Raw genomic sequence first — 12987 nt, 5'->3', positions numbered from 1 at the left:
TTTAAAAAGTGGATGATATTAGACTGTAATCTTTCTTAAAGCGCTGATAATCAATGAAGGTTAAGTTTTGATGTGTATGCAATAAAGTGGACGTAAAGTAATGGGCTTGCAGATAAAAACAGCTTGAACTGGGGCGGTAACTCAAAAAAAAATATAGTTACCGCCCCATTTCAAGCATCTTTTCCGTTATATCTTATATATTCTTTATGTTCACTCTCTTATACACCGCTTCCACAATGAGCGGGAAGATGAAGAGGGTGAAGGTGGCGGACGCCAACGAAAAGCCGATAAACAGGAATTTATCAGCGAAATCCGGTTAGGTATGGCTTTGACAAAAACCTTTCTCCACATGCCGCTTATGGGCGCAAATCCTATCGGATTTAAATAAAAGGCTTTACATTAGGTCTTACGAGAACCATGTTCTCGACAACCTAATGTAAAGCCTTTTATTTGTGCACAGCACGCGCCCATAATCGGAAAAACATATAAAAACACAAGGATGCAGAAGGTATCAAAACTAAAGAAATTTTGGAAAAAACGTAATAAGTAATACAAATAGTAGGAGCCGCGGGCATTAGCTCCTACTATTTGCCCTTTTTCCTCAATTTGTTTAATTTTACACATCCTCTTGTAACCTTGTGTTTTGAACGGTTTTTTCCGTTTGTGCTTTTCGAGAGAGGCGAAAGCCTCTCATTCATTTATGGCATATATGGGCGTGAGAACTTGTTCTCATAAGACCATATATACCATAAAGGAATTGCCGAAGGCTCGAAAAGCATAAACGGACTGTGGAGAAAGGTTTTTGTCAAAGCCCTGCCTACCGCAGCAAACTCACCGATAAACTGCAAGCTCATTTGTAATATCACCGATCTCAATGCTCCTTGGCGCACAATTCCAAACTCAAAATTCCAAACTTCTAACTCATCGGAGGTTCCGCCGAAGACTATATTTGCATTTCTAACGCTCAATACTCCTCGTTCAGCGCACAACAAAATCTTTGGTGCGAAATTCTTGAGTTTTGAGCGTGCAGCGATAGTGGGTTGACATACAGCTGATTATGCTGCTGAGAAGAGAAATGTGCAATGAATGACGGAGCCAAAAAGCATCATTGGGTTGCAATAGCGCCACTTTTACACTACAATAGTGCCACTTTTATCATGCAATAGCGCCACTTTTACACTCTAATAGTGGCACTATTGCATGATAAAAGTGGCGCTATTGTTAAGCTCGGGTGCTGTTTGCACAGCAAAACACCGTAAAAACAGCAATCCGGAACTCTAGAATCAATTTTTATTTTGTAACAGCTTTTTACTCTTTGTACGATATTTGCATGCCGGACAAGAAGACGTTTTTTAGACAAGAAGACATGAAGACATGTTTTTTAGGCAAGAAGGCATATGCTGAGTAATTGCCCCTTTTCTTTCTTGTGCAAATTTTGTTAAAAGAACAACTTCCCGCATACACCCTATACATTATTTCATTAATTTTGTAATTTATAAAACAAAACCATACCTTATGGGAAAGTCTGTTTTCATAATATTGTGTATGCTGTGCCGCTCATTCGTTTTTTGTACTGCACAACAGGTGGACATGCTGCATAACATGTTCCGTAGCGGTGATGTCATAAAGAAGGAATTGTGCTTGTTGACGGAAGAGAGAACAGACAGTAAGGAGGCAAAGCTATGGACAATTCATAGGAAGGATGACGATATTACGGTTTTACAGAAATTCTACCAGTCAAAGGATTCTCTCTGCAATATTTACTTCTCAGAACGCAATGCCTTAAACCATTTCTCCATTGAGGACAATGCCTTGAAACTATCAGTAAGGGAGGACAATCAGACATATATACATTATGACCTGCCTCAGACATATCTTATGTTCCCTATCTCTTATGGCGATCGTATAAGCGGAATGTTCCATGGCACGGGCACTTTCTGCGACAAGCTGCGTGTGCGCTCATGTGGCAGCTATTCGCTTAGCGCAGACGAGCTGGGCTCTCTTGTTACGGCAGACGGTGACACGCTGCATAACGTTATATGCCTGCATGCGCTCCGCCGTGAGAACGTGAGTTATTTTCCACGTGAGCAAGTGCCGTCCGACTACGGCGTTTTTTCGGATGACAGCATTCGGGCATGCATAAACAGCGACTCTTTAGTATTGCAGGAAGACTTTTACCGATGGTATGCGCCGGGCTATCGTTATCCCGTGGCGGAGCGTTGCCTGTATTCATACAGAGGAGAGGCTGTGGCAGAATATTCCTTATGCTGTCCTCTCGAAGAACAGGAAAACCTTGACCTTGACGAGGCAAATATTGAGGTACGCCGGAAGGTAAAGGACGGGACGTATGTGCCTTACATAAAACCGTCAAAGGCGGCCGACGACAATATTATGGACTATCATTGCAGCATGGACGATAGCGGCAGAAACATACATGTGGAGTTCACCGTCAACAGCCCGGCATCGGTGTCGTTCGTCCTTTCCAATTCTGAGGGCATGGCATTCCGTTCCTTCACAGGCGACTACCAACCAGGCGAGAATAACTCCATAGACATCAGCTGCGCCGGTTTGCCAAGAGGCCAGTACGTCCTTTATATCAATGCAAACGGCAGCGTATCGTCCGAGAAATTCAACATTCAGTAATCCTTGTAGTTCAATTCATAAAAATGTAAGGTATGAAAAAGGTAAGGCATCTTCCTTGGTCTGTCAAGTATACGATACTTGCTGTACTGTCCATTATATTTGTGTCTCCTGCTGCATATTCGCAGAATCCTACACCCTCCGAACTCATCAATAACGGCACTCTGAATGTGCCTTATACGCTTTCGGACGGCACCGTGCTGCCTTCGCCTGAAGCTGCCCAGATGCGCCGTTACATGGACCACCCGGTAGCCCTCAACACCGGCGTACTCTCAGTAAACATCCCTCTTTACACCATGTCCGTCGGCGGCTACAGTCTGCCCATAACCCTTTCGTACCACGCCGCAGGCATCAAGGCAGACGACGAACATTGCGAGACCGGTCTCGGATGGTCGCTGCTTGGAGGAGGATGCATATCACGCTCTGTAATCGGCGTCCCGGACGAGCAAGCCAAATCTACAGCATATAATGACAATAACATCAACCCATCTCGCCTTGCCGATGCCCTGCACAACACCGCAGACACGTGGTATGACCGTTACAGCTATAGCTTTGCCGGTTATTCAGGCAGTTTCATCATACAAGGCGGAAGGATACTGCAACTGCCTCAAACCGACCTGATCATCGCGTTCTGTGACAGCAGAGACGAAGGTGTACGCAATTTCTGCATTACCACACCCGACGGCGACCGTTATTACTTCACGGAACGTGAGCATACAAGGTACAATTATATACGAAGGATATACCAGACAACCGACAAAAATACCCCGTTTTATGAAGCGGTAACGGCATGGCATCTCAGCCGTATTATAACCGCCAACAACACTGACACAATCAGTTACGAGTATGAAAAGGAGCCGTTCTCACGCTACGATTTTCAGAAATCCGCAGACTACCGTAGCTATTGCCAACCTAACCGTGGAAAAGTCACGGAGAGTGTAGGCAACAGCAGTGATGGGCTGTCGCCGTTCGTCCATAACGAGTATCCCGACAAGCGTATCCTTACCGCCATCTCTTCGCGTACTTGCAGCATAAAGTTCATTCATGCCAAGTTTTCCTCCACAAACTATCACACCATAAATGGCATGAGTGTGCTCTCGCCTGACAGTGAAACAGTAAGAAAAGTTTCGTTCACTTACACGTCCACCAATGACGGACGTGTATTGCTCAGCGGCATGTCTGTAAAGGACGGAAACCGTCTTATTGACAAACAGAAGTTCGAATATTTTCCTGGGCAAGAATCGAAGCATACTGACCTGTTCGGTTACAATAACTATAACCCATCCCATCCGGAAAGGACAAGTTTCAGCGTTCTTGATACGGACGGCAAGATCAGCATGCTGCGTATCCCGTATCTGAATTCTGCGAAAGGCTATACTCTGAAAAAAATAACAGACGGTCTTGGAACTACGACAACTTTCGAGTATGAGCAAAGCGCATGCGATTCGCTTCTCCTTCCCGACGACCGGAATGTCTCTGCCAATAACACAGGAACAGTAACCAACCCGGATGTCGGCATAAAACCATCGGATGACTACAAAAAACCGAGTAAGGAATATGAAAAAGGACCAGCCCCTGTAATTCCGGGTACTGACGCTCCTGATTTTACATTGCCTGAAGATTCGGTATACTATTATGTCTCCATAGGTCTACGTATAAAGTCAGTCACCGTAACCGACCCGATAACAAAGCGCAAACGTATCCGTGAGTTCAGCTACAGCAATCCGGTATGCACTTTTCCGCTGAAGAGCCTCAGACCGTCTTCATTCATTTCCATCGGCGGCACCATCATCTATCAGAGTATGTTAGCCAGCTACACAACCGGCGCTACGTTTACCACTTCATGCCGCACTCCCGGAGCCCAACTTGAAAACGCCACCGTATACTATGGCTGTGTCACGGAGAAGACAAGCGGCACGTCATTGGACAAGCCTGTATTGACAAAATACATGTTCGATACGTCCAATGTACAAAACACCTACATCGTCAATTCCCTGAGAATCATCGACATGAAGTACAGGAATGAACGTTATTTAGGCTATCCCATAAAGACTTCCCATACGGAAGATGGTGCGTACGTCTGTGCGGAACGAGTTTTCGGCCCGCAAATCCTTGACGGACATGTCCGGGAGTCATTCTGGGAGAAGGCCCCGCTTGTCAGCAAGACCACCTATCGCTGCACGGACAATGGCTATGAGCCTATGGAACGCACCGTCAACCGCTACAGCACAGACCTTGACGCCCCGATAAATACGGGTCTATATGTAGAGGGCCTCACACGCATTGTAATGTCAGGCAACCCACGTGAAGTCTATGAAAGCAACGATGACTTCAACTATTTTCCCGTTTCTATCATCAGCGGGCGTCTGTTCAAGGATTCAACCATAGTGACAACCTTCAACGAAGACGGAACATCGCGTACCGTAGCGGCAGCATACCGGTATGACGGCCGTGACAAGAAGAAAGAGCTTTACGGCGTTTCCTCCACGGACGACCTCAGTGCTTCATATCTGCATGTCCTGCAGTCCGTACGCCTGAGTTGCGGCAACTCTACAGTGGAGCGTAACTGGTATCGCTCCGCCAACATGAAAACCGCTTTCTACAGGGCTGTGAGCAGTAAGGGCATGCGTATGCTTCCGGTTATGGAAAAGTACATATCTGACGATAATGACACCGTCATTGTCAGGAACGACTATGCCTATTTCGGAACAAACGGTAGCGTATTTCCTTCCCTCTCCAGCATCACACACAGAGGGACGGAAGTGGCACGGCAGGAATTTCTCGACTATGACTGTCGCGGAAATCTTCTCGCCACACGCATAAACAGCGGCGTTCCCACATCGTACATGTGGGACACGGAGGCATCATTGCCCGTCGCTGCAATAAAAGGTGGTATTGTTACCGCAAGCCCAAAGGCAGCCGAGACTGCGTTGTCCTCGGATTCAGTGCTCGTCACACGATACGCCTACAGGCCTCTTGTGGGCTGTACAGCCATATCCTATCCCAACACGCGCACCGTCAGCTATGGTTATGACGGCGGCAGATTGTCAACGATATCAGACACGGGCGGCAATGTGGTGAAATCCTACGACTACGCCATATATTCAGAGAAGCGGCTGAAAGGCTGTAATTCGGTGACAGAGCATACCTATACGTCAGCAAGAAAAGGCACGTCCGTCACCACGTCAACATATTACGACTCTTTCGGATGTCCGGTAAACGTCGTTGCCAGAGGTGCTTCAACGGACAGTCGCGACCTTGCCACACTGACCGAATACGATGCACTGGACCGTACCGTGAAGGAATGGCTGGCTGTTCCTTGCAGTGCAGCTAACGGTCCCATATCCCGAGACGATTTTCTCGAAAAGTCTTCCTCCGAGTATGATGACAGCCTTGCTTTCAGGGAGTCACAATACGAGCTGTCCCCATCCGCAGAAGCTGTGCGCATCCTTCAGCCGGGAGTCGCGTTCAGCAAGCGACCGTACACCACATCCTTCGTCGGCAACAGACAGTCCGACGCAATGTATCGTTGTCAGCGCTTTGTCCAGTCAAGCGACTATACATTCCGCACCCTTGGCAGTTACGCTGACGGCGAGCTGGCTGTTGTCAAGACTGTGGATGCAGACAATCGTACTGTGTTGACCTTTACGGACTGGAAAGGCAACAAGGTGCTCGAACGCCATGTCATGGATGGCAGCAGCGGCGTTACGGCTGACACTTATTACGTTTATGACGCTTTGGGCAAACTGCGTTTTGTCCTTCCACCTGCCTTGGACGGCATGACGGAAACAGGCGGGAACTCTTGGGACATACGCTCATGTGTGCCCCTCCGTCAGTATGCCTATTTCTATCGCTACGACGACCGCATGCTTCTTGTGGAAAAGAAGCTTCCCGGCGCAGATCCCGTTTATTACATCAATGACATTACGGGAAACACCGTGTTCAGTCAGGACGGCAACCTGCGCAAAAGAAACAGATGGAATTTCTCCATTCCAGACCGTTTCGGACGTACCGCAGTGGAAGGTCTGTGTGGTGCACCTGACGCGGCGGCTGTGGAGGGTATGTTCGTACGTGTTGCCAAAACAGACTATGCCAATGCGGCATCTTCAATCTGCAGTACGGGATATTGCTCCAATATAGTGCTGCAGGCTCCGTCTTTATTGACAGCCGACTATTATGATGACTATCGGTTTCTGACTCTACGGCAGTTTGAAGGCTTGAACCGTATGGACAACCGTAACGCACGTGGCCTGAAGACAGGTACGATGACAGCTGTGCTTGAACCGGCTACTGTATATCTAAATTCTCCCACTGACAAATCCAAGGCCACGCCTTCAGAGATATGCTCCGTCGTCTCCTACGATAGTGAAGACCGCATTGCCTGTGTAGAGACCTCCAACATATTAGGCGGTAAAGACCGTACCGTCACAGAATATACGTTCTCCGGCAAGCCGTTGTCCATGGCTGTTACGCACACAGCGGCGGGTAAGTTGACGGCGGAAGAAAGCTATGGCTATACCTACGACGCCCTTGACCGTCCACTGCAGACCCGCTATTCCATAAACAACGGACAAAGCGTAACGCTTGCAGACAACCGGTATGACGAGCTGGGACGCCTGCAGTCAGACCGACGTAACGGCTCTGCGTCACTTGCCACCGAATACAGCTACAACCTACACGGTATGCCCACACGCATCAGCACTCCCCTTTATACGGAGAGCCTGTTCTATGAGCAGCCGCACAATGGCTCTACGCCGCAATACGGCGGCAACATTTCGGCTATAGACTGGTCCGTAGCCGACGAGAGCGACACGTACGGCAAGCGTGGCTATACGTTCAGCTATGACGGAATGTCGCGTCTTACAGCTGCCGGTTATCTCGAAAACGGCAAGCTTAACAATCATTTCTCCACCTCCTATAAGTATGACCTTATGGGAAACATCCTTACGCTCCGTCGTGAAGGATTGCTCGACAGTGGCGACTACGGAACCATTGACGACCTTACCTACAGCTATGAAGGCAACCAGGTGGTGAAGATAGACGATGCAGCAGACGAAAGCCCTAACTACAGCGGAGCCATGCATTTCCGTGATGCCGCCAATGAAGAGACGGAGTATACATACGACGCCAACGGCAATATGCTGACGGACAGCAACAAGGGAATAACAAGCATTGAATACAATGTGCTGGACCTGCCACAAAGTATAAATATCAAGCCGAATGTATTGGGAAACTCTGACAACAATGTATGCTACACGTATTCGGCAGATGGAACAAAAATACGTTCTACATACAAAAAAGGCAATTCACAGGTATTGCCCTATAGACCAAAACCCTCTTCAAGTATCAAGACAAACGGTATGGTGACACCCATGGTCAGATTACTTGAGAACAATTACTATTACTGTTCCAATCTTGTCTACAACAACGACAGGCTTTCCACCATCCTCTTCGACGGCGGCTACGCAAGTGTGGATGAAGGTGGCGGCATAGTCATGCATTTCTATGTGAAGGACCATCTTGGCAGCAACCGTCTCGTGGTGGACGGTAACGGCAACATCGAGGAGGTGAACCATTATTATCCATTCGGCGCTCTGATGGGCGACCGCTGTGGTGTGAGCCGAAACAAATACAAGTACATAGGCAAGGAACTTGATACTATGTACGGATGGAATATGCAGGACCATGAAGCAAGATGGTATGATCCTATCGTGGGTAGGTGGATGGTTACAGACCCTTTGCAGGAAAAATATTTTGATTCTTCTTTATACTGTTATACTGGAAACAACCCTATAAGATTTAGTGATCCTAATGGTCAAGATTGGTGGGATAAAGTAATAGGTTTTTGGGCCGCCATAGCAGATAATGCCACTGGTGGATTAACCAATATTCGAACATATGCAGGAAGAAATGTTTCAGACCCTAAGGACTTCAATGCCGGATTAACAACTGGTGATTTAGCCAGCTTAACCGTGGGTTCTATTGAAAGTGGTACTGGTGCTACTATGGTAGCAAGTGGAACGACTATCACTACGGTAGGACTTGTTGCAGAAGGGCCTTCAGTTGGTACTTCTACGGTTGCCGTAGTGGCTGGAGGCGCTGTTTTAAAAACGGGAGTAGTTTTAACAGCCCATGGGGCTGTAATGATGGCAAATGCTGGAAAAAATCTTACCAACAAAAATGGCCATATAAATGCCAACAGTTCTAATTCTACTCAAAAATCTTCTCAGCCAAAGAATACAGGTAAAAATACTGTAATTTTTACACAAGGAAAAGGTTCTAAAGCAACGAGAATAAAAACTCCGATACCAGATGGATATAGAAAAATTAAAGGTTTCAGTCACGGAATTCCCGTTTATACAAATGGAAAAAATTATATAACGCCAGATGTAGATGGACATAATGGAGGCATTTGGAAAATGGGAAAATCCGTAAAAGCGTTACAGAACAAACATACACGTATGGGTACTTATAATGCTATTTTAAAACGTATTGGAGATTAGTTTTTTACTTTCACTGCCAAATCAAACTTTGGCAGTGAAAGTTGTTTGACAACTTAAAGATTTTTATAAAATGAATTGGCATGAGATTGTAAAATATAGCCCTCAAAAGTATGATTCTAATGGTATATATACTACAGATGAATGGACAAGTATATGGGATGTTGGTAAGAAATTCGATGGTAAATTATTTACTCTTGAAGAATATTTAAGAGTAGAACAGCGTTATGTCTCTGTTATACTGTCTATTATGAAAGCGATGAACTGTAAGTATATGACAATACAATACTTAGAGGCAGATAAGGAATATATTACCAGTAGTATTAAATCTTCTAAGTTTTATAACATTGATTCTGAATTATTAAAATCTTTGCCATTATTAGAAGAAAACCGAAGAATTCATATCTCAAAGATTACAGACATAATACGTTTGTCTTTGAGGGAATATATATATGTTGTATTACGCAATAAAGAGCATAAACTGCATATTAAATTTGGATATGATTATTACCTTAATGTTTCTTGTTCATTAAATTGTGATACTTTAAAGAATATAGTTTATCGAGAAGGTTTATATTTAGATCCAAGATAGTGATGTTCAGAATTGATGAAGTCACTTATGTAAGTTGTGATACTATTCCTTAAATTTGCAGACAAAATCTTTCCGTATATTCTTTGGATTTTTATCGTGCGCATACGCATATCTGCACGATAAAAATCCAAATACGTTCAAATTAGGACACAACGCCACTTTCCCCATTGGGGATTTAGGTTCAAAAGCCTCGAAAAAATGAATCTATCCAAAAGAAAGCTTGTCATACGGCATGCCGGTATACAAATTCAGCCACCAGCTTCTTGCCGTCCTTGTCCATTTGGCGCATACGGAAGTAAAGTGGAAGACAAACTTGTAAAAATATAAGTCTGCTAATTTAAGGTAATTCCCTTACACCTCTATCTCCTCCAAGTCATCCGGCACTATGATTCTTCCCTTGAAGTTTTGTGCGGCTTCCCTTGTGTAGTTCTGCTTGCGTGTGGCTATGGTCTTCTCTTCCGTGTGATAGAGGATGAGGTTCTTTACGTTGAGTTCTGCTGCGAGCTTTCCTGCGTCAAGAGCCGTGCTGTGGTTTTTCTCGTACGGCTTGAAGGTGTCGCGGTCGGCGTAGAGGCAGAAAGCCTCGCACATCATCCAGTCGGCATGTTGGATGTGCTGGCAGTTGAGCGGGTTGTAAGGCTCGTCGCCTAAGCAGGCAAGGACGGTTCCGTCAGGCAGTTCGGCACGGAAGCCGTATTGCTTCTCCTTCGTGGAATGGATGTCGAAGCAGGTGAGGCGGATGTCGCCCACGTCGAAGCTCTCGCCGTCCGTCAGCTCATGGAAGACGACGCGCTCCTCCACCTTTGCCAACTGCTTCTTGGCGAGAATCATGTCGATGATGGTGCGTATGACACGCATCACCTTGTCGTTGCCATAGACATGCAGTTTGCCCTCGTAGCCCTTACATTGCGCCACCATGCGGACGATCCAGATGACGCCCAGCACGTGGTCGGTGTGGGAGTGGGTGACGAAGATATGATGAATGTCGGCTATCTGGATGTCCGCCTTGCGAAGCTGCGTGAGAATGCCGTTGCCGCCACCCGCATCGACGAGGAGTAGGGTGGTGGAGGTCTGCAGCGTGAAGCACGTGTTATAGATATGGGTGACGGTGGCGTTGCCCGTACCCAGCATTGTTATCTTATTCATTGTATATGGCTATCTTGATTACTCCGTCCTCCTTGTTCTCGAATATGCTGTAAGCCTCCTCTATTCTGCTGAGCGGGAAGCGGTGGGTGATGAGCGGCGTGGTGTCTATCTTGCCTTGCTCGATAAGACGGAGCACCTCTTCGCAGTCGCAACCGTCCACGCCACCCGTCTTGAACGTAAGGTTCTTGCCGTACATGTCGGGCAGGGGCAATGTCTGTGCCTCGTCGTACAGGGCAACGACGGTGACGATGGCGTTGGGGCGTGCGCACTGCCAAGCCAGGCGGAACGTGTCCTTAGCTCCTGCTACTTCCAGCACACGGTCGGCTCCGCCATTGTCGCTATTCTTTCTGACAAACTCCTCGCACTCGTCGGGAGTGGTGAGCAGCACCTCAGGATAATGCTCCCTTACGAAGCGGCGGCGCTCCTCAGACGGTTCGCAGACGATGATGCGCTTGGGCTGTTTCAGCATGGCGCAGAGCAGGGTGCAGACGCCAGTCGGTCCGGCTCCGATGATGAGCACCGTGTCTTCCTCCGTTATCTCGCTTATGCGTGCAGCCCAGAAACCGGTGGCAAGCACGTCGCCCACGAACAAAGCCTGCTCGTCGCTTACGCCGTCAGGAATGCGGTTGAGACCCTGCGTTGCCAGCGGCACACGGACGTACTCGGTCTGTCCGCCGTCAATGCGACAGCCGAGAGCCCAACCACCGTGAGGCGATGTGCAGTTGTTGACGTAGCCGTGCTTGCAGAAGAAGCACTCGCCGCAGAATGTCTCCACGTTCACCGTGACACGGTCGCCCGGCTTCACTCCCTTCACGTCCTCACCGATCTGCTCCACCATGCCTACCATCTCATGGCCCACGGTGATGCCAGGCACAGCCCTTGGCACGCTGCCGTGCTTGATGTGCAGGTCGCTTGTGCAGATGCTGCCCAACGTGACGCGTACAATGGCGTCAGTAGGTTCCAACAATACGGGGTTCGGTTTGTCAGTCAAGGCAAACTTACCTCTCTCAATGTATGTATATGCTTTCATTGTTTATCGTATGTTTATGTAGCTACAAAAATACGCTTATTTCCTTAATAATCAAATAAAAACCAATGATATATTAAGCTCTTTTCTTGCTTTATTCAGTGGTTTTGGCTATTTTTGCAAAATTGATAGTTCATAAAAAGAATGATATATTGTACTTTTCTCTTGCTCTATTCGATAATTTTATTTATTTTTGCGAAAAGGTACAATATATTATACTTATGAATATTCAAGATGTAATGAAATCGCAGCGTAAGGCTTTGGGTATATCCCAACAAGACCTTGCTGATATGTCTGAAGTAGCCATCTCCACTATTAAGCAGATAGAGAGCGGCAAAGGCAATCCGTCCTTGTCCACAGTAGAGAAGATAATGGATATACTTGGTATGGAGATTAAATATGAGATACGTAAAACAATTTAAGGAAGTTAAGCTATGAGAAGAGCAGAGGTTTATAATCATGACATACTGTCTGGAGTTCTTGAGGAAGACGCTCCTGGGCATGGCTATATCTTTACTTACGACAAGGATTATATTGCGGATATTGCCAATGACCCTATCTCTATAACAATGCCATTAAGGGAAGAGTCTTATAAATCAGAATACTTGTTCCCTGTCTTTTCTAATATGCTGCCCGAGGGAGCCAATCGGAAAATAGTATGTAGAGGGTGGCGACTTGACGAGAATGATTACTTTAGTCTTCTGATGAAAATCGCAACAAACGACACCATCGGAGCATTAACGGTAAAGGAAATTTGATTATGAGAGATATTAAATGCTGCCCATCCACGCTTGCTGAAGGGTATTGCTCATATTCACCGATAGCCTGCAAAAGATTGTTTGACGGTAAGAAGGTTTCGCATATGCTTGACTTTGAGATTGATGAGATAAGTCAGGCAGGTGGAGCCTTGATAGCCATGAAACGAATTTCCGTTTCTGGAGTGCAGGAGAAGTTTGGCTCACCTGAAAAAGTGTGTGGATTAAGCATACAATCTTGTTAGTCTGAAGAGAAAGAATTTCTTGTCAATGATACCCCGAAGTTGTGCTCTGAAATGCTTGACTTTTGCATTGAAAGATTCTGCA

General features: G+C 46.5%; 7 protein-coding genes and 1 pseudogene. 5 read left to right on the top strand and 3 right to left on the bottom strand.

Annotation, left to right across the window (positions count from 1 at the left end):
- Positions 1-1515: 1515 nt before the first annotated feature.
- The 3 genes from CHL74_RS05900 to CHL74_RS05890 all read left to right on the top strand — a co-directional run bounded on the left by CHL74_RS05900 (position 1516) and on the right by CHL74_RS05890 (position 9732).
- Positions 1516-2643: a hypothetical protein gene (locus tag CHL74_RS05900; RefSeq protein WP_141241248.1), complete on the top strand. Its 1128-nt coding sequence runs from the start codon at positions 1516-1518 to the stop codon at positions 2641-2643.
- Positions 2644-2675: 32 nt separating this feature from the next.
- Positions 2676-9143, top strand: a complete 6468-nt coding sequence (locus tag CHL74_RS05895; protein WP_094880242.1) for a toxin C-terminal domain-containing protein — start codon at positions 2676-2678, stop codon at positions 9141-9143.
- A gap of 70 nt (positions 9144-9213) precedes the next feature.
- Positions 9214-9732, top strand: a complete 519-nt coding sequence (locus CHL74_RS05890) for a hypothetical protein (protein WP_094880241.1) — start codon at positions 9214-9216, stop codon at positions 9730-9732.
- Between the two features lie 351 nt (positions 9733-10083).
- Here CHL74_RS05890 and CHL74_RS05885 read toward each other — a convergent pair whose 3' ends face one another.
- Complete coding sequence (locus CHL74_RS05885) at positions 10084-10878, bottom strand: MBL fold metallo-hydrolase (protein ID WP_094880240.1); 795 nt, start codon at positions 10876-10878, stop codon at positions 10084-10086.
- Positions 10871-11908 (bottom strand): alcohol dehydrogenase, encoded by a 1038-nt coding sequence (locus CHL74_RS05880; protein ID WP_094880239.1) that lies wholly within the window; start codon positions 11906-11908, stop codon positions 10871-10873. The genes CHL74_RS05885 and CHL74_RS05880 overlap by 8 nt, the downstream gene beginning before the upstream one ends.
- Before the next feature lie 236 nt (positions 11909-12144).
- Between CHL74_RS05880 and CHL74_RS05875 the strand changes: the two genes are divergently transcribed.
- Positions 12145-12327, top strand: a complete 183-nt coding sequence (locus CHL74_RS05875) for a helix-turn-helix domain-containing protein (RefSeq protein WP_254923232.1) — start codon at positions 12145-12147, stop codon at positions 12325-12327.
- Positions 12328-12339: 12 nt separating this feature from the next.
- Positions 12340-12663 (top strand): HipA N-terminal domain-containing protein, encoded by a 324-nt coding sequence (locus CHL74_RS05870; RefSeq protein ID WP_094880238.1) that lies wholly within the window; start codon positions 12340-12342, stop codon positions 12661-12663.
- A 221-nt stretch (positions 12664-12884) separates the two neighbouring features.
- Here the strand turns inward: CHL74_RS05870 and CHL74_RS16155 are convergent.
- Positions 12885-12987 (bottom strand): annotated as a pseudogene (locus CHL74_RS16155) (ISAon1 family transposase); the annotation flags it as partial.

The organism is Prevotella sp. 885, assembly GCF_002265625.1.
Lineage (GTDB): Bacteria > Bacteroidota > Bacteroidia > Bacteroidales > Bacteroidaceae > Prevotella.
Note: the sequence above shows the minus strand (reverse complement) of the source record. Positions and strands in the feature narration are given on the sequence as shown.